At 34.8% G+C, this 20,797-nt stretch carries 19 protein-coding genes, 1 tRNA gene and 2 pseudogenes; 12 read left to right on the top strand and 10 right to left on the bottom strand.

The window, feature by feature from the left end; genetic code table 11:
• Positions 1–182 precede the first annotated feature (182 nt).
• Positions 183–1,208 (top strand): DNA-directed RNA polymerase subunit alpha, encoded by a 1,026-nt coding sequence (locus tag AACK98_RS01180; protein WP_339041667.1) that lies wholly within the window; start codon positions 183–185, stop codon positions 1,206–1,208.
• A gap of 507 nt (positions 1,209–1,715) precedes the next feature.
• Positions 1,716–1,883, top strand: a pseudogene (locus AACK98_RS01175) (IS982 family transposase); the annotation flags it as partial.
• 196 nt (positions 1,884–2,079) lie between these two features.
• Here the strand turns inward: AACK98_RS01175 and AACK98_RS01170 are convergent.
• Positions 2,080–2,442 (bottom strand): hypothetical protein, encoded by a 363-nt coding sequence (locus AACK98_RS01170; RefSeq protein WP_339041665.1) that lies wholly within the window; start codon positions 2,440–2,442, stop codon positions 2,080–2,082.
• A 21-nt stretch (positions 2,443–2,463) separates the two neighbouring features.
• Positions 2,464–3,099 carry a hypothetical protein gene (locus tag AACK98_RS01165; protein WP_339041663.1) on the bottom strand — a complete coding sequence of 212 codons (636 nt, stop codon included), beginning with the start codon at positions 3,097–3,099 and terminating at the stop codon, positions 2,464–2,466.
• A 716-nt stretch (positions 3,100–3,815) separates the two neighbouring features.
• On the opposite strand from AACK98_RS01165, the gene AACK98_RS01160 reads away from it, so the two are divergent.
• From AACK98_RS01160 to AACK98_RS01150, 3 genes are all read left to right on the top strand, one after another.
• A complete protein-coding gene (locus tag AACK98_RS01160) occupies positions 3,816–4,049 on the top strand; it encodes a hypothetical protein (RefSeq protein WP_339041661.1) in 234 nt (77 codons plus the stop codon).
• Positions 4,050–4,747: 698 nt separating this feature from the next.
• Positions 4,748–5,806, top strand: a complete 1,059-nt coding sequence (locus AACK98_RS01155; RefSeq protein WP_339041659.1) for a hypothetical protein — start codon at positions 4,748–4,750, stop codon at positions 5,804–5,806.
• Positions 5,807–6,459: 653 nt separating this feature from the next.
• Complete coding sequence (locus tag AACK98_RS01150) at positions 6,460–7,875, top strand: sodium:solute symporter family protein (RefSeq protein WP_339041657.1); 1,416 nt, start codon at positions 6,460–6,462, stop codon at positions 7,873–7,875.
• A gap of 895 nt (positions 7,876–8,770) precedes the next feature.
• Here the strand turns inward: AACK98_RS01150 and tnpA are convergent.
• Positions 8,771–9,172 (bottom strand): annotated as a pseudogene (tnpA, locus tag AACK98_RS01145) (IS200/IS605 family transposase); the annotation flags it as partial.
• A gap of 650 nt (positions 9,173–9,822) precedes the next feature.
• Between tnpA and AACK98_RS01140 the strand changes: the two are divergent.
• The 7 genes from AACK98_RS01140 to fabI all read left to right on the top strand — a co-directional run bounded on the left by AACK98_RS01140 (position 9,823) and on the right by fabI (position 15,091).
• Positions 9,823–9,897, top strand: a tRNA-Cys gene (locus AACK98_RS01140).
• Positions 9,898–9,919: 22 nt separating this feature from the next.
• Positions 9,920–10,822 (top strand): tRNA (adenosine(37)-N6)-dimethylallyltransferase MiaA, encoded by a 903-nt coding sequence (miaA, locus tag AACK98_RS01135; RefSeq protein WP_339041655.1) that lies wholly within the window; start codon positions 9,920–9,922, stop codon positions 10,820–10,822.
• A gap of 214 nt (positions 10,823–11,036) precedes the next feature.
• Positions 11,037–11,324, top strand: coding sequence for a hypothetical protein (locus AACK98_RS01130; RefSeq protein ID WP_339041653.1), 288 nt, complete (start codon positions 11,037–11,039; stop codon positions 11,322–11,324).
• Between the two features lie 30 nt (positions 11,325–11,354).
• On the top strand, positions 11,355–12,101 hold the full coding sequence (gene fliP / locus AACK98_RS01125) for a flagellar type III secretion system pore protein FliP (protein ID WP_339041651.1): 747 nt from the start codon (positions 11,355–11,357) through the stop codon (positions 12,099–12,101).
• Between the two features lie 99 nt (positions 12,102–12,200).
• Positions 12,201–13,379: an MFS transporter gene (locus AACK98_RS01120; RefSeq protein WP_339041649.1), complete on the top strand. Its 1,179-nt coding sequence runs from the start codon at positions 12,201–12,203 to the stop codon at positions 13,377–13,379.
• A gap of 345 nt (positions 13,380–13,724) precedes the next feature.
• A complete protein-coding gene (gene gatC / locus AACK98_RS01115) occupies positions 13,725–14,012 on the top strand; it encodes an Asp-tRNA(Asn)/Glu-tRNA(Gln) amidotransferase subunit GatC (protein WP_339041647.1) in 288 nt (95 codons plus the stop codon).
• Between the two features lie 275 nt (positions 14,013–14,287).
• The gene (fabI, locus tag AACK98_RS01110; RefSeq protein WP_339042497.1) at positions 14,288–15,091 is read left to right on the top strand and encodes an enoyl-ACP reductase FabI; all 804 of its coding nucleotides are present in this window, start codon (positions 14,288–14,290) and stop codon (positions 15,089–15,091) included.
• Positions 15,092–15,558: 467 nt separating this feature from the next.
• Here the strand turns inward: fabI and truB are convergent, their stop codons facing one another.
• The 7 genes from truB to AACK98_RS01075 all read right to left on the bottom strand — a co-directional run bounded on the left by truB (position 15,559) and on the right by AACK98_RS01075 (position 20,780).
• The gene (truB, locus tag AACK98_RS01105; protein WP_339041645.1) at positions 15,559–16,485 is read right to left on the bottom strand and encodes a tRNA pseudouridine(55) synthase TruB; all 927 of its coding nucleotides are present in this window, start codon (positions 16,483–16,485) and stop codon (positions 15,559–15,561) included.
• A gap of 1 nt (position 16,486) precedes the next feature.
• Positions 16,487–17,092, bottom strand: a complete 606-nt coding sequence (locus AACK98_RS01100; protein ID WP_339042495.1) for a lysophospholipid acyltransferase family protein — start codon at positions 17,090–17,092, stop codon at positions 16,487–16,489.
• A 154-nt stretch (positions 17,093–17,246) separates the two neighbouring features.
• On the bottom strand, positions 17,247–17,804 hold the full coding sequence (locus tag AACK98_RS01095) for a cytochrome c family protein (protein WP_339041643.1): 558 nt from the start codon (positions 17,802–17,804) through the stop codon (positions 17,247–17,249).
• An 833-nt stretch (positions 17,805–18,637) separates the two neighbouring features.
• Entirely contained in the window at positions 18,638–19,006 is a 369-nt protein-coding gene (locus AACK98_RS01090; RefSeq protein ID WP_339042493.1) for an IS1 family transposase, read from the bottom strand.
• A complete protein-coding gene (locus tag AACK98_RS01085) occupies positions 18,913–19,296 on the bottom strand; it encodes a hypothetical protein (RefSeq protein ID WP_339041641.1) in 384 nt (127 codons plus the stop codon). The genes AACK98_RS01090 and AACK98_RS01085 overlap by 94 nt, the downstream gene beginning before the upstream one ends.
• Positions 19,297–19,402: 106 nt before the next feature.
• Positions 19,403–19,576 (bottom strand): hypothetical protein, encoded by a 174-nt coding sequence (locus AACK98_RS01080; RefSeq protein ID WP_339041639.1) that lies wholly within the window; start codon positions 19,574–19,576, stop codon positions 19,403–19,405.
• A 70-nt stretch (positions 19,577–19,646) separates the two neighbouring features.
• Positions 19,647–20,780: a hypothetical protein gene (locus AACK98_RS01075; protein WP_339041637.1), complete on the bottom strand. Its 1,134-nt coding sequence runs from the start codon at positions 20,778–20,780 to the stop codon at positions 19,647–19,649.
• Positions 20,781–20,797: the final 17 nt, after the last annotated feature.

Genomic DNA, 20,797 nt, shown 5'->3' with positions numbered 1-20,797 from the left:
TGGAAATTTCATTTAAGTGTCTAGCTTATAATGATGGAAGTGGAACTGTATTGCTCAGCTGTGATACTTATCTTTTAGCTTATTCCATCATAGCCTTAGCTCTAGTTGCTTTCGGAGTGTTTTTACACCGTTACACGATATGAACACGCAAATGAATATAAATAACTTGCAAAGAGGGGAAAGTGGAAAAAGCTAATAAAGTCTTATCTACCAACTGGACATCGTTGGTTAGGCCTGCTGAGTATTTTTTAAATAGTATAGATCAAAATACTGCTGTATTTCGTGTCGAACCACTCGAGAGAGGTTTCGGCGTTACGCTTGGTAATACGCTACGTAGGATTATGTTATCTTCATTGCAGGGAGCAGCAATAGCTGCTGTTCAAATTGAAGGTGTCAGCCATGAGTTTTCGACTATCCCTGGAGTAAGAGAAGATGTTACAGAAATCGTTCTAAACCTAAAGTCTGTTTTTATAAGATATCATGGTTATCAAAATAAAAGAGTGACACTTTCTGCCACTGGTCCTGCTGTTGTGACTGCTGGAATGATAAAAGTGGTTGATGATATGGAAATCATGAACCCTGATTTTGTAATATGTCATTTGGACAGTAATGCTACACTTAATATGGAGCTTATAATTGCTGTTGGAAAAGGCTATGTTACTGCATCTGAGCAGCTGGAAGATGACAAGGTTGTGATCGGTTTAATACCCATAGATGCTATATTTTCTCCTGTACGCCGTGTTGCTTATAAAGTTGAAAACAGTCGTGTTGGAGCAAAAACCGAATTTGATAGACTATTTCTAACTATCGAAACAAATGGTACACTAACGCCAGATACTGCTCTTGCGCTGGCTGCTAAGATCATGCAAGATCAATTGCAAATCTTTGTTAACTTCACAGAAGTAGAACAACTGAAAGAGCCAGAAGAATCAGCTCTTCCTTTCGATCCTATACTATTGCGTAAAGTTGCGGACCTTGAATTGACTGTGCGTTCGGCTAATTGTCTCAAAAGTGCTTGTATAAAATATATAGGCGATCTAGTGACTAGAAGTGAAGCGGCTATGCTGCAAACTCCAAATTTCGGAAGAAAATCACTCAATGAAATAAAAGAGGTTTTGGCTTCAATGCATTTGCGTTTTGGTATGGATATTCCTTCTTGGCCACCAGAAAACTTGGATGAACTAATTTCTAAGTGTGAAGAAAGTTAAGCTATAACATTATTTCATAAATATAGTGTGTGTTTAACTTATGTACATATGAAGTCATACTTTATAGTATTTTCCCAATTGATTAATAAATGATATATTAAGATATAAAAAGTATTAATATATTATTCGATAGATTTAAGAAAGAAGGTCATATCTTATATTATCGCGAGGAAGCGGCTATTGTGTTTGATGTAGGTGCTGATACTGTTTATCGTTTGATATGTAGCAATAGGATTAGGTCGTTTTGCGCGCGCCAAAAGTCTCGAAAGTGCGCATGAAATGGTGCTCCGAGTGTTAAAGTAGCGTTTTAAATCCATAAGAAAATGTTATAAAAGACCAAAAAAACTTACGGCTTTTGTGAAAGCAGTGTTTGCTTAGGTACATGAGTAATAATATATACAAAAATTAGGGCAGTGCTAAGTCTTGTGCTAATTTTGGCACATTTAACTTCTCCACAAAAATTTATTTGCTACGCAAATAAATTTTTAGCGGACGGACTTTTGAAACAAGCGTAACTTTATTGAAACAGCTATAAGATAACTGAAGAATATCTGTCATATACAGCACACAAAGCATAGATCCACAACTAATTTCTTAGCAAACCTATTTGCTGGAATCATTGCTTATACTTTAAAAACAAACAAACCAGCAGCATGGAAAAATATAGCCAACTAACTATAAAATAGTTATAAAAGAAGGAAAAAGGAAATGTTAAAAAGATGGCGTATTCATTAGATTTTCGTCTAAAAATTGCTCAATTGATGAACTGTTCTCTATAATTATTTTATAGTTAGTTGGCCATAAAATAATAAACTTAACTCTTATATCGAACTGAGGTTATTTATCCAACAAAGCTAACAAAAGATTCAGCTTAGAGTTCAGAGCTGTGGAGAGCATCATTTGTATTACTATGCTCAATAACAGATCCGCTATTAAATGCATCCAGTAAGTGATCTTGCAAAGTCTGATCCGCCTCTTCTGATCTTTCATCTATAACATTGTTATGAGATATATTTGATTCCTTTATAGCACTATAAGATTGCAACACTTCAGCTAGTAATAATTCTTCTTCATCATTTAGGATATAAGATTCTTGAGTAATATTATTATCTAGTAAAGCTTGGGATATTAACTCCTTTTCTTCAGTATTAAGATTATTATAAGGTAGAGCTAACTCATGAATGGAAGTGCCTTTCACAATCTCCACTACTGCTTTTGCTCCATCGTAGCTCATATTGCAAGCAGCGAAAAATATTCATACTATGTTGGAATTATATTTCGATGCACTAGCTACGGCTTTTGCTCCTTCATCGCCAATATTGTTCAAACTAAGAAACAACTCGCCAATATTGTTCAAACTAAGAAACAACTCGCCAATATTGTTCAAACTAAGAAACAACTCGCCAATATTGTTCAAACTAAGAAACAACTCGCCAATATTGTTCAAACTAAGAAACAACTCGCCAATATTGTTCAAACTAAGAAACAACTCGCCAATATTGTTCAAACTAAGAAACAACTCGCCAATATCAATATTATTTTTCACAGCTTCAGCTATTGCTTTTGCTCCCTCATGACCAATGTTGTTTTTAGATAGGTCCAACGCCGTTATAGAAAGAAAAGTATTGTATTTTAATGCCTCAGCTATTGCCTTTGCTCCTTCGTCACCAATGTTGTTCACACCAAGCATTAAAATTTTCACACCAATATTATCTTTCAAAACCTCAGCGATTGCTTTTGCTCCCTTAGGACCAATATTGTTTTTAGATAAAAATAACTCTGTAATAGCAGAATTATTCTTTAAAGCTTGAGCTAGTTTTTCTTTTACTCCTTCATCTCCAAGATATTGATTAGATAGATCTAGTCTGTTGAATTCTGAAAAATCACTCATCTTTTAGCACCACATAAGAATATATTGTATAAGCACTGAAAAACGGCATACTATAGCCGCTTGCATAGTACATTATGCATCAAGTAGTGAAATTGTTCTACTTTTTGATTCATTACAGCCTGAAGTATTGCTCTAGCGTCTCAAAGTTGTCAGGATGTAAAAGCTAATGCTGACTTATTTAAGCCAGTTCGACATGTGGATGCTTCGCTCATAAATATCAAATTTTACCTGACAAAAATACAATTTAATAAATTTAAGATTATGAATTTTTTTAAGAAACATTAAACCAAATATACCACATGGAAATAATCAACTTTTATACTCCAGAGTAATAGATCAACCTTTGTAACATTAACCATCACGGCTGAATCACTAACTCCCAACCTTAGTGTAACTTGCATGCTGCATAATTTTTATGCGGTATGTCAGGTAGCGCTATAGGTTTATTTGGTATGCACTATTGGTATTATATCAAGGTACTCTGAATATTAGCACGCAGCAGGCAAAATTTACGGAAGATATAGAGATATACGACAAGATCGCACAAGCAGAGTCCAAAGAAAGTAAGTATGATATGCACAGATTTAAAGATGAGGAAAAGCAAGTTATAACAATAGACCTCTTGCATAACCTCATTCTGAGGTAGAAATTCTTATAGAGTAGATTTTTGCAAAACGTCACCAAACAATGATCCACGTGAGTGTTTTTATGTTTTAGTGACAATCAAATCACAGTTTGGAACAGGTTATGCAAGAGGTCTAATATATGATCAATTACAAACTAGGAATTTTATCATAGATATAAAAAAAAGTAAAAATGAAGGTATTGAAAAAGGACTAATGGAAGTTGCAGGCAACCTTTTATTACAGAGTTTTGACACTGAAACAATGGAACGTGTAACCGGCATATCTAGAGCTGATTTAATGAAACTGAAGCAAGAAAACAAGTAGGGCAAACAACGTAGATATAGAGTAAAACTTAAGAAGAGTAATAGTGAATATCACATTTGAGCCTTTAAGTGAGTCAGATTTCACATTACTGCTAAAATGGCTTGAGTCCCCCTCATGTCAAAAAGTGGTGGGACCGAGATATTGTCTATACGATGTATTTTGTGAAAAAGAAATTTAGTAAGCGTATGCATAAACTAGTCATTTCGAATCATTCAAATACAAAAATATACTCATATTGTTATTATCATGGATAAGGCAAAATAGGTTATATCCAAGCCTATAATATCCGTGATTTTACACATGGAAGTTGCTTGGCTCCAACAAAATTACAGATTCTGTATGCGGGGTGGATTTATTTATAGTGGAAGTCAATTATCTGCATCAAGGCATTGGGCCATACATCTTGAATGAATTTGGCAAGCAGGTGTTTGCGTCTGTTACACTTCGATTATTGCCTTATTGATCCTTCTTGTGGCCAATAAGGCGGCAATTAAAGCTTTGAAAAAAGCAGGATTTACATTCGCTGTACAATTTCAAGCTGAGCAGACAACTTGGATGATAAAATCACTATCCATTAAAAGTTCCTAAACTCATATGATATATAAATTCCTTATGTTTTAAGCTGGTGTTACAATATAATTTTCTAGCACTAGCAATTTATTAAAGAATTATACATAATGTAATTAAACAACCATACATTGAAACAACTATATATTGCTTTAGATATGTCAACACTAGCCGTTGCAGATATGTCTCTTGATACTATAAAAGAGAAATTGGAGTCTGCTCAGAATTTTCACAAAGTTTACCAACAGATAATGGGCAATGATAGTATGCCCGATGAGATCAGAAGTATAACACACGATGTGTATTCAAAATATAGTTCTGGTATGTTGATTTTCTTTGATGAATTAAAAAAAGAAGAAGTAAATGGAGAAAGGAAAGAGGATATCTCAAAGTTACTTACGCGCTTCAAAGAAGCAGAGCTGGTTAGTACTCAATACCAGCATTTATCATCAGCAAGCATTAAAAGTATCGATGATGATACTATTCAAGCTGATAGAGAACGAGTAAAGAAATTTTTCACTCAAGCATCTAATAATCAGATGCATAAGTTAAAGATTACACAAGCATATGACTCTTTAGCAAAACATATAGAAGCTACCAAGATTGATGCTAAAGACATAAAAGAAGAACTTGGTATTTATCCGACTATATTTGAGCTATTTTTTGAGCTACTTCGCTCTATTTTTGTTCAGCACGATACACAGAAATTGATAGATATAGATAAAAGAGGCAGAGGTATTATTCACTCTGCTTTACAGCAAAAAATCGAACATTATTCGGCAGAATTAACCTCTTTGGGCAATGAAGGTCGACAATATCTAGAGCAAAAGATAGACCGTTATAAAAACTTAAGAGATGTTGTTGCAGCTAGTGCATTAAGTAGAGAAAAAGTACTCAGTAATGAGCAGCTAAGTATAGAGAAAGATGAGCTAGATACTATACTGCAGAGTGACGCGAAACAAGTTCGACAAACATTAGAACAAAAGAAGCAAGCTCAAGTAAGTGAGCTTGATATTCATGCTAGGATATCTGATTTTTTGAAAATGAGTGAAATGTATATGAGCTATTTAAAGCAAGATAAGGAGAAGATTTTAAGTAAAACAGTGGAATTAGAAAAGCAACCAGGATCTATGTCAGAAAAAATACTTGCAAGTCGTAGAAACAGCAGTATATTGGGTCAAATTCCATAATGGTACATATCTAGCAATAGAAATTTAGCAAACATCTATCAGTATTTTTTCGCCATGATGATTATGCTGAATTTTTGGAAGTGGGATCCCGGCTGTATCTTTGAGTTTTTCATCTGAGAAATCATATTCTCCAAACCTGAATTATGGATTAGCGATATGGTATGTATTAGCAATAGATGGTTTTTGAGCCTTTAATTGATAAGTAATTAAAGTAGCAATTATATGAATAAAAGCATTAACTGGTGACCTATGCCTTGAATGTTCTAGTTGTAGTTTGTTTTTTTAGGTAGTCAAAAACAGTTTCTACGATAGAGCGCTTTCTTAGGAATAAAATGAGAAATGCAGAAAGCAATTGATTGGATATATAAAACAATCTCCCAGTAATGATGATATCTGCTTGAAGGCAGATACGTACTATAAGAGAACTGCTAAAGAGCGATTTGAAAAAAAGCACACTAGGTAAAATAGATCTTGCAGAATTAAAACCCAAAACCAGAAAAGCGTGCATACAATAGATCTCATAATCATTAGACCTCTTGCATAACCTGTTCCAAACTGTGATTTGATTGTCACTAAAACATAAAAACACTCACGTGGATCATTGTTTGGTGACGTTTTGCAAAAATCTACTCTATAAGAATTTCTACCTCAGAATGAGGTTATGCAAGAGGTCTATTATTTCTTATCTTACATTATGTGTATTATCAGGATTTTACAGAGCTAAACAAATTCACTCCTTAAGAGATTATACACTGGGCTCAGGTAGATTTTCTGACATCATCTTAGTATCTACTATCTTTATGACTTTCATCGGTGCGCCGGAAATCATTGGGACAACAGGTAAGGTGTACATGCTTGGAATTTTCTTTGTTATAGCTAAACTAGTTTCACCTTTATTTTGGCTCATTACATCTTGGATCTTTGCTAGGAATATAAGCCAATTTCATGGCCATATATCTATCAGTGGTATTATGTTTCAACTATATGGTTCAGCAGGCATGTGGGTGACGAATGTTGCGTCGATACTACTGTCGATTGGAATGATATCAATACAATCATTAGCTTTAGGTTATATATTTCAGTATTTTCTTCATATACCAAAAATATATGGAATGTGTTTTGGTATGGCAATAACTACTATATATTCTGCACTTGGAGGGATAAGAGCTGTCGCGCTCACAGATGTATTTCAGTTTGCTGTTGTGATAATTGCAATACCAATACTTTGCTCTTTTGCATACCATGATGTTGGTGGATATCAAGGGATTATGTATGCTCTGCCACATGAAATGATGGTACTAGACATCAATAGGGACAATGTTCTGTTGTTTTGTAGCCTTATTTTTTATGGTTTATTACCAGTAAATGGTGGCCCATATCTGCAGAGATTTCTAATTGCTAGTACTACCAAACAAATTACTAAGGTAATGAAGATAATTCCTGCAATTCATTTTTTCTTCATAATTATAGTTTGTATTCTTGGATTGATTATAAAAATAAAGTCGCCTGATACTGATCACAATGAGGCATTATACTACTTCATTAATCATTATGCCACAGTTGGAGTGCTCGGTATAATTTTAGCAGGCTTGCTTGCTACTATAATGTCAACAGCTGATTCCTGGTTGAATACCACTGGGATTTTATTTGCCCATGATGTGATAAAACAGTTATTTCCTAGATTAAATGAAAAAAATGAATTAAGAATTGCACGTATTGCTACTTGTATTGCGTCTATTATAGCTATTTTACTAGCTAGTATAGGAAAGGATGTTTTGGAGCTACTTTGGTTTACTGACAATTTCTGGCTTCCACTGACGATCGTACCATTAATCGTAGGGTTTTTAAGATTCAGAACTAATGGTAAGTCGTTTATAGTTGCTACAATAATAGCAATATTATCTACTTCCATCAGCGGATATATAGTAGGAGATTTAGGGACTATTAGCCTAATGTGTGGTATGATAGGTAGTGCTTGCAGGTTTATTTGGTATGCACTATTGGCAGGTGCATCAAGGTACTCTCAATATGAATACTATGATCAAAAGAGATGCAGATATAGATCATAAAATTGAAAAAGGAGAATTGAAAGACAGTACTAATTTTACCAACATGTTTGAAGGCGGAGAAGAGAAAACTGCAACAATAAACAATAGCAGATGAATTAAGAGAGCAGAGCTTTATTCAAGGCGTGGCAGAGTAGCATGCATGCTGCAAAAAACCTTTTATCACAGGGCTTTGACATGGCAGCCATAGAAAAAATTCAATCTGTATTGATAGTTATGAAAATGATTATAGAATCACTTTCTATATTTCGTTCTATATTTCGTTATAATAGCTTGCGCTATACGTTCGCCTGATTCAACAGCAGCTTCCATAGTGCCTATACATTCTAGAATAGTTGCATGTTCACCAACAAAAAATATAGAATCTTGAATGGGCAAAAATATCGTTTTATAACATACACCGTTATGGTATGTAATATTATCAAGTTTTTTTGAGATTGAAGTTGAAGATTGAAGTTGAATATCCTGAATACGCACCCATTGAATATAAGTCATTATGCCAATGGTGTTGAATAGGCTCTTTGTAGATACTATAGTGCTGTTGTATAGCTTTTGAGGGTTCGTTTGAAAATTCTTGCTGCAGTGTAGTACCCAGACCTACAGCAGTAATATCCATAAACCTTGATGCGTTGAATATTGGTTGATGAGCATATACTAATTGTATGGTCTCATCATGATTAGGAAATGAGATTGTACTATTTGTTACAACAGAATGATAAGAATTTACCAAGTTTAAATTGAGTGGCACGGCAATTTTAAAATTGCTTCCATATTGAATTGAATGAATATCAGATAGTTTACTGTTTTCTATTATAATGTTGGATAAATCTATCAATTACTACCGGCTAAAGCGCGGTAGTTTGTGTAACGCTTGCAAAGCAGATTAAAAGCGTAAACGCTAAAACTCTGATATTCTAAAATCATCTTTTTTGTGATGTTCCTCATGCTGTTCTATATATTTTTGCACTTCTTCTGAATTCACATTGCCAACTGTCACAACAAAATACCCTCTGGCCCAAAGATGTTGTCCACAATACCGCTTACGGAGCAGTGCAAATTCCTGTAGCAACTTACGACTACTTATACCTTTAATATATTGCACAGCTTTAGATATTGATATACTAGGCGGAACCAATGCTAATATATGTACGTGATCAGGACTCATACTGCCACTAATTATATTTATGTAATTAGCAGCACATATTTCTCGGATTACTTCCCTAGTTCTAATCGCAACTTGCCCAGTTAAAACTCTATACCTATACTTAGTACAAAATACTATATGATACTTTAGGTCATATAGGCTGTGGGATCATCTCCTATATTCCATTCGTCCTCCCTTAGCACATTTCCTAGATAACTAATACTAAAGTGTTCGCCTAAAGGCGAGGGTCTTAACCATATCACATATAACTACATAAATTACAAGCTATTTCCTAACCAAAGGCAGTAGACCTCTTTCGAAACTAGCTTCTGGCAAAAAAGTAGTAGAAGATTTAGATACGGCAAGACAAGAGTATATTTGGTATACATGAGGAGCTGCGAACACAAAATCGACGCACAAATTCTTGTCATAAGTAGAGTTTCGAAATAGGTCTAGTGTTGTAATGCAGTAGAAGAGTTATGGCAAGATTAACCTTGGGAAAAAATTAAGTTTGTTGTAACAGGCAAGGACTATGACAGCAGGGAAGTAAGGAATTTTATTAAATCTAAAAATGCTATTCCTGATTAGTTGGCACTACCTTCATCAGTGCTATAGTTGCTGTTTTGCAACACATATAACATCAAAATAAGCATAAAAATCATGTTTTGAGTCTATCCGTGATAAAAGCAATTAACCATATGCTCAAGTACTCTGCTTTCAATACATAGACACATTCTTAGGACGGAAAAAGTATTTGCCCAGATATATCTTATATGATAGCATGCATCTCTCGACGTCGTTATTTAGGCCGAGTAGCAAAGTGGTAATGCAACGGATTGCAAATCCGTTATACGTCAGTTCAATTCTGACCTCGGCCTCCAATTTAGGTCGTGTAGGTGTTTTATGGATTTCAGTTTCATATCTGATCTACCAAGAGATAGCATGATTTTTGTATGCGGCGCGACTGCAACTGGTAAATCTTCGATTGCTCTTGAGATAGCATCTAAGCTTGATGGAGTTATAATCAATGCAGATTCTATGCAGCTTTATAAGGAAATCCCAATACTCACTGCTCAACCTACGTTACAACATACCATTTCTCAACAACATAGACTATATGGTGTAATTAACTGCACTGAAAAGTCATCTGTTGCAATTTGGCTACAACTTATTGAAGATGAAATAAAAAAATGCTTAGAAAGCCGGAAGATACCGATTATAGTTGGAGGAACAGGTCTTTATATTAAGACACTACTCTTTGGCATAGCAAAAATACCTAATATTTCTCAAGAAGCAAAATCAAGAGTCAACTATTTAGTAAATTGCAACACACCACAAGGCCTTCATGCTCTCCTTTCGCTACATGATCCAATTCTTGCAGGAAGAATACATAGTAATGATATACAACGCATAGTCAGAGGACTTGAAGTTTTTGAAGAAACTGGCATTCCACTTTCTACTTGGCAATGTAAAAGCAATAAGGTTTGTAGAATAGATGCAAATCTTCCTCATTTTATGATCTTTGTTAATCCTCCAAGAGATATTATATATAAAAGATGTGACGAGCGTTTTATTCAAATGCTGAAGAATGGCGCTGTCGCCGAAGTTGAAAGTGTACTGAAGTGTTATACTAATATAAGATACCCTAAAGCTCTTGGCTTTGAAGAATTGCACAGCTATATAAATGGTTCTTTTTCTATGGCTGAAGCCGCAGAAAAAGCACAGCGGAAAACAAGAAATTACGCAAAGAGACAATGTACATGGTTTAATAACCAATTTATGTATGATCTTGTGATTACAAGTTAATTCATTATATTCTGTATTGCCCCTTCTAATTTAGTGATTTTTGTACAGCTGTATTGTAAATATTTAACTAGGAACTTGTTTTATTAAGATGCAAGCTTATTTATAACCAAAGATTATATAAATCAACTTATATACAGTTCAATTTTAAATTCATAAAATTACTTATAACAGCCAAAATATCAACTTTTAACAAGGTATTAATATATTGTTTAATATGCAAATTTTAATAGCATTAATTTTAGTTTTAGCCTTGATAGGAATTTTAGCCATCTTCCTCCAAAAAATAAGAAAGGTTAATCTATGGCGCATTACTAAAGAGCAAAAATTACACGTCAAAGAAGTATTGAATATTGATATTAAGAAAAAGCTACTTATAGTAGATTATAACAACAAATCGTATGTGCTGTTGCTAGGCAATAATGATATAGTTGTCGATATAATAGAAAGCGCAGCAGAGGAAACAGAGAAAGAGGTAAAGCAGATATCCCCAACTCTCTATTAACCCCTGCTATATTTTAGTTGATGAGTTGGTATGAGAAACGTTATATTACTTTTTTTAATATTACTATTCTGCTTTGAATGCACCGCATTTGCTGAAGGAATTACTATAGATCTTGGAATTGATAGTCATAAGGATGGATCCACTGTTTTCACCTCTAAGATTATACAGTTGATCGGCATACTGACGATTTTGAGCTTAGCTCCATCAATCTTAATCATGGTCACCTCTTTTACACGTATAGCAATAGTATTATCTTTCGTACGTAGCGCACTTGGTCTGCAACAAACTCCTCCAAATATTGTACTGATTAGCCTTGCGCTTTTTCTTACTTTTTTTATAATGGCACCAACATTCACTAAGTCTTATGAAGATGGCTTGCTGCCACTTATGAATAACTCAATAGGAGAAGAACAAGCATTTGCAAGTATAGCCAAACCATTTCATAGTTTTATGCTACAAAATACAGGAAATAAGGAAAGACAACTTTTTCTAGATATAGCAAAGTTAGACAATGTCTCAAATGATGAAATTCCATTTCATGTTCTAATTCCAGCATTTATGATAAGCGAGCTAAAACGTGCATTTGAAATAGGGTTCCTGATATTCTTGCCATTTTTGATTATTGATATGTTGATTGCATCTGTTTTAATGGCAATGGGTATGATGATGGTACCACCTGCTATGATAGCCTTACCATTCAAACTTGTTTTTTTTGTTTTGATTGATGGTTGGTATATGATATGCGGTAGCATAATTAAAAGTTATGGTATAGGATAGCCGTGAATTGTAATGTTGTACTCAAAATACGTTTCAGCCTTGGTACTTTAACGTATTTTGCAAGTAAATAAAATATAATGTAGGGCAGAAAATGTCATTATGAAGCTTTTTACTTTTATTCTAGTCTCAATATTAACAGGCATAGAGTTAGACCTTTTTATACCAAGCTTTCCAGAAATGCAGCGTTTCTTTGATATTTCAACATTCGAAACACAAATGGCGCTAAGTATAAACTTTATAAGCTACTGTATTGGCGCAATATTAGTTGGATGGCTTGGTGATCGCTATCCAAGAAAACATGTGATGGTATGTGGCATATCACTTTTTGTGTTAGGAAGTCTCTTATGTGTATTTCCATTTACATATGATTTTCTTTTGCTTGGAAGAGCTTTGCAAGGTATAGGAATTTCTGCTCCTTCTATACTCATCCCAGTATTAATCGCAGATGATTATCCAGAAGACAAGCAAGTCCACCTTTTTGGTTTGATTCATGGAACATGTGCTATTGCAATGTCATTTGCACCTATAGCTGGTAGTTATATATCTTTATTATTCTCTTGGCGTGCCAACTTTATAGCTCTATTAATTTGTGGAGTGCTTTGTTTAATACTTGCACTTTACTATATAAAACCTAGTTTACAAAATGTAGTTAAATCATCATTTTACCGTTCATATATTTCTTGTATATTATCAAAAAATTTTTGGTTAATAGGACTTGTTATATGGTTTGCTACAGCACCTTATTGGGTCTTTATAGGAATGGCACCACTGCTCTATATGGATAGGATGACAGTTTCATTAGAAACTTTTGGTATATATCAAGGGTCTTTAGCTCTTGCATTTGCTATTCCTAGCTTATTTAGTGGAGTATTTATCAAAAAGTTTGGACGCAAGGCATGTTTCAATTTTGGATGTATCTGCAGCCTCATTACCTGCGTTATTATTCTGTTAGTTGGAATATTCGAATCTTATAATCCGTTTTTTGTAACAGGTTCGTTCATACCTTGCTCTATAGGAGTTGCTTTTTTAGTAAATATGCTTTACCCAGCAGCAATGTCTTTGCACAAAAATGATAAGAGTAAGATTACAGCATTATTAATAGGAATGCGGCTATTGATATGCTCGTTCTTCTTGCAGCTTGCAAGTTATTATGGACATCAAAACTTATTTCCTACTTCTGCTGTAATATCATTTAGTATACTATTGTCGTTTGTATTTATAATCTTGCTTTTACGAATTATACCAAAAGTTGTGAATATTGGCACTATAATATTATAAACAATAAAAAAGACTAGAATTTAGTCATGAAGCAATGGAAATACAGGAGGTTGACTAATCGCCTGCGTCATAATGCTAAGAAGCGCAGTATTTATCTTGGCATGCAAGCAATTATGATGTATCGAAAGTTCAGCAGAAAAAGTGGTAAAGTTGCTAAAAATTTCACTTTCCGCAAAAATTTATTTGCGCAGCAAATTGATTTTCACAGGCAGACTAACTAATTGTATGATTCATTTGCAAGTTGATATGTCTCTTGTATTTGCAATGTAAATAATTTGAACAGCACTTTATGATTTCATCAACTACAAATTTTAAAATTCTCATAAATATAATTATATAGAACATATGACTATAACTTTAGAAGACGTAAATAAAATTGCTAAATTGGTACACATAACGCTTTCTCATGATGAAGCTGTTTCTTACCAAAGAGAATTGAGTAGTATATTCAAAATGGCTCAAAAGTTAAATGAAGTGGATGTTGAGGGTATAGAACCACTTGTGAATACCATTTCAAATACGCTCACAGTAAGAGATGACACTGCGCAACAACTTGATATTTTGCACAAGATAATTTCAAACGCACCTGATGCAAAATATGGTTGTTTTGCCGTTCCTAAGGTTGTTAAATAATATAAAAAAATAATCAGTAATGCTATTAATTCATTACTGTATTGACATATTGCGATATAAAAGTTATCTGACTTATCTAGTCATGTTTCTTTATCAATATGAAAGTTAAGTTCCAACAGCACATAAAAATGCAACTTAATTAATGACATGTACTGCTTTGCTATTAACAAAAGCACGCTAAACCTAAAGTATAAATAATGTTTTTGCTTGCAAGGTTCATCTTGATGACCTGTACGCTATTTTTGCAAATTGTAGTTCAAAAGGTAAAAAATATAATGAGCGCTTATGGTATTTTAAAAGGCAAACAAGGCCTTATAATGGGAGTTGCAAATGATAAATCTATTGCCTGGGGTATTGCAAAGTCTTGTTTTGAAAACGGAGCAGATCTTGCGTTTACATACCAAGGTGATGTCATGGAAAAACGTGTTCGTCCTCTCGCAGAGCAGGTCAAATCAACGATAGTCTTGCCTTGCGATGTCTCGCAAAACGACTCTATTCATGACGTATTTGCAGAGATAAAATCTAGCTGGGGAACAATTGATTTTATTGTACATGCAATCGCTTTTTCAGATAAAGCAGAACTTCAAGGGAGATATGTTGACACCTCTAGAGACAATTTCTTAAACACCATGAATATCTCATGTTATTCTTTGACTGCTATTGCAAAAGAAGGAGCTGAACTTATGCAAAATGGTGGCTCTATACTCACTATGAGTTATTATGGAGCAGAAAAAGCTATACCTAATTATAATGTTATGGGAGTAGCTAAAGCAGCACTTGAAGCCAGCATTCGATATATAGCAATGGACCTTGGACACAAGCAAATACGAGTCAATGCAATTTCAGCTGGCCCAATTCGCACCTTAGCTGCCTCTGGAATTTCAGATTTTAGACAAGTACTAAATTGGAATGAACAAAACGCACCAATGCGCAGGAATGTGACAATCGAAGATATAGGTTCAAGTGCTGTATATCTACTAAGCGATATGAGTTCTGGAGTAACAGGTGAAGTCTTACATGTAGATAGCGGATATCATACAGTTGGAATGAAAATGTTGGATGCAGTTGAACAAAAATAAACCACTTCGTATATTCATCATATTTTTCAAAATTGGTGCCTTTAAAAAGCTCTTTAAGGAAACAGTCTTATTTTCTTAAATCTTGATAAAGAGTTTCTCTGCTAATGCCAAAATTTCAAGCAATATGACTTTTTGCATCACAACTGGCAACCAGTGTTTTATCTAATCGCTCTGCACCTTGTGATAACATAGCTCTTCATCCATTATAAGCACCACAAGTTAATGCATACTCAAATTTAGGGAATGCACTCTTGACCGACAACAAGAATGTTGACATTGGTTAGTCTTAGTCAGGGAAGAATGTGCAAAAATTAGCCTTTAGATCTGCCCTGCACTAATTTTCGGATATATAATTTTGCCATTTTTGCAGGACTTTTGATGCATAATAATTGCTTGCAGGCCAAGATAAATCCTATGTTCCTTAGAGTTATGACGCAGGCGACTAATTGAAACTGTAATAGGAAAGCTTAAATTTCTCGGTAAGCTTCAGCATTCAAGGTGGATAATATTTTTTTCGGATGTAAATACCCTCCTGTTTGAATGCAAATTCCAATTAATTCTCCATTCAAGTTATCATGAACTGCTACTTCACAATTCTCAGCTATGCTATTTACTGCTTTGGCACGAATTTTTCTTCCATGTCTAATTAGTTTTATTTCTTCATGGCTTGCTATATATATACTCATTCCTTCTAACACAGAATATGGTTTGATAAGTAGCGCCGCAACATCTTCTCTACATTTTACCTTTTCCAATATGTAGTCAACGGAAATTGCATTTTCTACAGTAAAATTTCCTACACTAGTCCTGCGCAATTTAGAAGTATAACCATATACTGAGCAATATTTTGCAATATCTCTAACTAATGACCTGACATAAAATCCTTTTCCACATCGTAGAAAAAACTCGCTCTCTTCTTTGGTATGACTAAGCAACTTTAGCTCTTTAATATTAACAGGCCTACTTTCTATCGAAAAATCAACCCCACTTCTTGCGATATCATATGCTCTTCTACCATTTATATTTATTGCTGAATAAATAGGTGGCTCCTGCAATATCATCCCATGATTACTCGAGATAAATTCAATGATTTGAGAGATTTTTGGCCTATCACAAGAAGTTGCTACAATATTACCTGTCGGATCAATTGAATCTGTGCTTACCCCCCATTTAATACTGAATTTATAAGTTTTTTCTTGTGCCATGGAATATTGTATCAGTTTAGTCGCCTTCCCAACGGCTACCATAAGAAGACCTGAAGCAAATGGATCTAGAGTGCCAGCATGTCCTATTTTATCTGGCTTAACAAACTTTTTTATCTTATTTAGCGCGGCAGCTGATGAAATCCCCTCTGGTTTATCAAGCATTAACCAGCCTTGTACCTCAAGCTTCATTTTATATCATAGAATTAATATTTTCTGAGATGTATTCAATCAACTCATCTTTGCTGCGAGTTTGTCTAGAAAATGGTACAGCAAAATGAATAGTTACAAACCCAGGTTTTTTTATCCACCCACCTTTTGGCCACCTTAAGCCAGAATTTAAAAAGGCTGGGACAACAAGTGTGCTTGGAGAAGAATTATGTATAGCAAGAATACCTGATTGAATATCTGCAACTTCTCCAACTTTTACTCTTCTCCCCTCTGGAAATATTACGATAATTCTGCCAGATTTCAGCATAGCTGATGATTCTTTTAACATCTTCTTGAGCGCTGCTGCTCCTCCAAATCTATCAATGCTGATCATTTTCATTGCTTTCAAATACCATCCATATATTGGAATTCTAGTAAGCTCTCTCTTAAGCACGAATATTGGATCTTTGAAATATTGCATAAAAAACACTGTTTCTAGTGCTGATTGATGTTTTGAAGCCACGATGAATGGTCTAGTATGCGGCAAATTTTTTACACCAGTGACTACAACTTTTATTCCACACAACCATCTTAGTACAAAAATTACTCCACAAGCCCACCAATAACCAGCTTTAGCTGCGGCTTTCACGCTTCCCAAAATAACAAATGGTGAAAGCGCAGAGCAAATTACAACAGTCCATACGCAAAAGAATACGTTAAAAATTGAAGATGTGATAAATAACCTTATAGATTTAAAAATTTTAAACATTCTCATGCTTCTTTAGCCCTTCCTCATACTACTTTTATGGCAAAGGTTCTGGATTATCTGACAACTGTCTTAAAAACATTATCACCCCAGCCCTCTCCTTATCATCCTTTATTCCAGCGAAAGCCATCTTGGTACCTGGCACATATTTTTTTGGTGAATACAGATATCTGTATAGATCTTCATATGTCCAACTTGCTCCACTCTGCCCTCGCTGTTGCATTGCTGGAGAATAATCGAAATCTTGACGATGCGCAACCTTAGCGTTCACTATACCCCAAAGATTTGGTCCTATTTTATTTTTTGCATCCTTTGCATCTGTATGACAAACAGCACATTTCTTAAATACATTTTCACCCAACTTTGAATCTGCATCTGCCATAATCTTTACTATATCTACCTCTTCAGGCAATTCATTGCTATTTGCTTGACCTGCAGCATCCACACCGCCTTCTTTTATTGCTACAATATAACCAGGCTTTTTCAATTCTTTTTCAGGAATATATAGCATATTTCCAACGTTCCAGCTAAAAATGACTGCAAATATACCAAATGCAATAGCGAGCGCTATCTTATCAAACTCAAAATCTAGCACAGTAAGCCCCCATCAAAGCCAAGTTAACATCAAAATCACCACAAATATATCAATATAAGATACCACAATTTATCGTAAAAAAAGCAAAGGTTACTTTGAAAATGTTATATCACATCAAATCTCAAAGTTGAGCTCGTTATACCGCAGATAAATGAAGAGTTGGTATTTATTATACATACGAAGTTAGACTTCAAAAAGAGCTAAGAAGAACTAAGGAAGCATGCGTACACATAAATACATAAGTAGTATTTTGGGTGACACCAATTTTTGAAGTATGACTAGTATATATATAATGGGAAATATACCATAATACCAAATATTGTGAACTTGAAAATTGACAGGTTCATTACTGCATATAAGATACAAATAGAGACTCTGGTTATGTTTTAAAGATTATTAGATTTACCTTGGTTTCAAGCAATTATAATGCACCGAAAGTCCTGCAGAAAAAATGGCAAGATTACCAAAAAATCTTATGGATTTTGTGAGGTACTACCTTCATAAGTACGCGCGTATGAATTTAAAATGGCATGATTTTTTAGAGTACCAGTTAATTTCTGAGTCAATTATATATATTTGAGAAGAAATTAACGAAGTAATACTTGCAAATCAGGCCAAAGGAGGTCTTGCGAAAGTGACTTTACTGGCAGTGCCTAATTAATCTTTGCTAGGTATAGAACAAATTATATACCCGAAAATTAGCGCTGGGGCCTTCGGCTCTGTCATACTCGTCATACTTTTCAAAATTGGCGTCGTCAGATTGCTAATTATACACATTCCACTAGCTCTTTTTGAAGTATGACTTCGTATGTACATAATAAATATGAGAGTTTTCACATAAAGATAGATAAGAGCTGTTCTTGATATTGTTTGAATATTTGTGTAATAGTAAGAGCGCACCAAAGCTTGATGGATCCGTATACCATTGACTCTTTTTTAGAAACGATTTTAGTGCGCCGTGTCATTCGGCCTAAATGATGTCGCGTGTTGCTATTATCTCTCTCGATACATACTGTGCCAGACTTTCCAATTGTATGACGCTCTTTGGGTAAAATTTTAGAAAAAGCATCCCAATCATCCGTATAAAAATGACATTCTTTCAGATGACTCACTTTGTTGTAGAGCTTTTGGAATGTTGCAGTATCACGATTGCCTGTAACCCAGGCAACTGTTCTCCTTGTACTACGATCAACTGCCTTAATGATCCAAAGCTTGTTTTTTTTGAACCAATAAAATGCCACATCTCGTCGAATTCCATCTCCATAATATCCGAAGAGACAACTGGCTCCTGAGTCTTGCCCATCGCCTCTACTACCCAGCGATAAATTATGGACGCCGAATGCCCTAATATCTTGCCTAACATAGAAAAAGAGCCATTACCAAGACTATATAGCATAACGCACAATGCTTTCTTAACAGCTGTTTGAGGCTTCTTGCCCAGATCGCCCTCAACAAAATTTAGAACATGATCTGCACTTATAACGCTGTACACCCCCTCACAATGCCATTCTTTACAAAGATATCAGAGCAACATCCCTTACAACAAACCATAAAACCACTCTTTAGTTTTTAAAAAAGTGATCATATCATACTTCTATCTAATTGTGAAAACTCTCAACAAATGTAATCCAAGCTAAATCACTGTTTGCTATGTCATCAAAAAAATCTGCGTTATCAACAAAATCCTGCCAGGCAGCAGGTGAAGCCGTTGCACTCGCATAATTGATTAGACCTCTTGCATAACCTGTTCCAAACTGTGATTTGATTGTCACTAAAACATAAAAACACTCACGTGGATCATTGTTTGGTGACGTTTTGCAAAAATCTACTCTATAAGAATTTCTACCTCAGAATGAGGTTATGCAAGAGGTCTATTGAAATTGTCTCGCCAGTTGCAACATTCTTCATTCCGTTGAATGATTCGCAAATTATTGCCATAACTTCCGGAAAATATTGATAAACAGGGTTTGCAGATCCTACAGTCTTTATGATGCCCGCATCGTTGTAATACATATTGGTACAAACCTGCCTAAGTGAATTACTAGGTGCGTATTCGTACACAAAGCTACTACATGCATTATAAAGTGCCACCCTCTCAGGCGTTCCAGATTGCGCAATAATTGTATATGAATAACAAGGATATTTCAGAGCATTAATAACATTCTGATAACCAAACAACATTTTTAGATTTGGTATTGCAACGTCACCTATAACATCAGCAATTTCTTTGCCTGCATAATCCGATTCCTTAACGCCAACTTTTGCATTTAATTTCTTAATATTATCTATAAAATTAGTAACTTTGCTTAAGACGTCAGCTTGTGTAGGATTTGCAGAGATATCACGAGCATTTAATGCAACTAGCGTCTGGTTTGCATAACTCTTTGATAATGCCTGATTACTCCCAAGCAAGTGAACAGAATCAACAACTGACCGCGCATTTTGTTTTGTTAGACAAAAATCATTGTCTAAAACTGTTTTGCCAATAGCCTGCAAAGTTCCTTGATATAAATGAATGTCTTTTGGAGGCTCTGAACATGGGTCTGGCTCTGAATATTTTAAAGAAGCTTCTCGAGTAAAAGCATCAGCATCTTCCCTAGCAAAACCTGACAGTTCAACTCCAACTACATCTTTAAAACTTGAGTCGAAAGCATCATCCTTAGCTTTAACAACTTTGACCTGTGCTATGATGTTTGAAGTATCTCCATCATCTTCAGTATATCCAAGCATTGAAGCAAGTGCATTTTGCTGCTCTATTACTTGATTCACCTCTTGAGGCACATAACTTATTTTATTCAGAACACAGCTCTCTCCCGTCTTCAAACAAACACTTGCATGAGCTTCAGCAAGACTCATTTTCGCTTTTGTATCTTCCATCAATTGCACGTTTTCGCTAGACGTGTCTGAAAGATCATACGTATTAACATCAAGGCCCAATTTCCGCAGTATATCAGCTGTTTTTGCCGCTTTTTGCATCTTTAGCAATTCTTGAT

Source organism: Candidatus Lariskella endosymbiont of Hedychridium roseum, from assembly GCF_964020185.1.
Taxonomy (GTDB): Bacteria; Pseudomonadota; Alphaproteobacteria; order Rickettsiales; family Midichloriaceae; genus Lariskella.
This window is presented reverse-complemented; position numbering and strand designations above follow the sequence as displayed.

Coding starts and splice junctions, on each gene's coding strand:
- AACK98_RS01170 (WP_339041665.1), bottom strand. CDS start 2,442: ATGAGCTACGATGGAGCAAAAGCAGTAGTGGAGATTGTGAAAGGCACT.
- AACK98_RS01165 (WP_339041663.1), bottom strand. CDS start 3,099: ATGAGTGATTTTTCAGAATTCAACAGACTAGATCTATCTAATCAATAT.
- AACK98_RS01150 (WP_339041657.1), top strand. CDS start 6,460: ATGAGGTTATGCAAGAGGTCTATTATTTCTTATCTTACATTATGTGTA.
- miaA (WP_339041655.1), top strand. CDS start 9,920: ATGGATTTCAGTTTCATATCTGATCTACCAAGAGATAGCATGATTTTT.
- AACK98_RS01130 (WP_339041653.1), top strand. CDS start 11,037: ATGCAAATTTTAATAGCATTAATTTTAGTTTTAGCCTTGATAGGAATT.
- fliP (WP_339041651.1), top strand. CDS start 11,355: ATGAGAAACGTTATATTACTTTTTTTAATATTACTATTCTGCTTTGAA.
- AACK98_RS01120 (WP_339041649.1), top strand. CDS start 12,201: ATGAAGCTTTTTACTTTTATTCTAGTCTCAATATTAACAGGCATAGAG.
- gatC (WP_339041647.1), top strand. CDS start 13,725: ATGACTATAACTTTAGAAGACGTAAATAAAATTGCTAAATTGGTACAC.
- fabI (WP_339042497.1), top strand. CDS start 14,288: ATGAGCGCTTATGGTATTTTAAAAGGCAAACAAGGCCTTATAATGGGA.
- truB (WP_339041645.1), bottom strand. CDS start 16,485: ATGAAGCTTGAGGTACAAGGCTGGTTAATGCTTGATAAACCAGAGGGG.
- AACK98_RS01075 (WP_339041637.1), bottom strand. CDS start 20,780: ATGCAAAAAGCGGCAAAAACAGCTGATATACTGCGGAAATTGGGCCTT.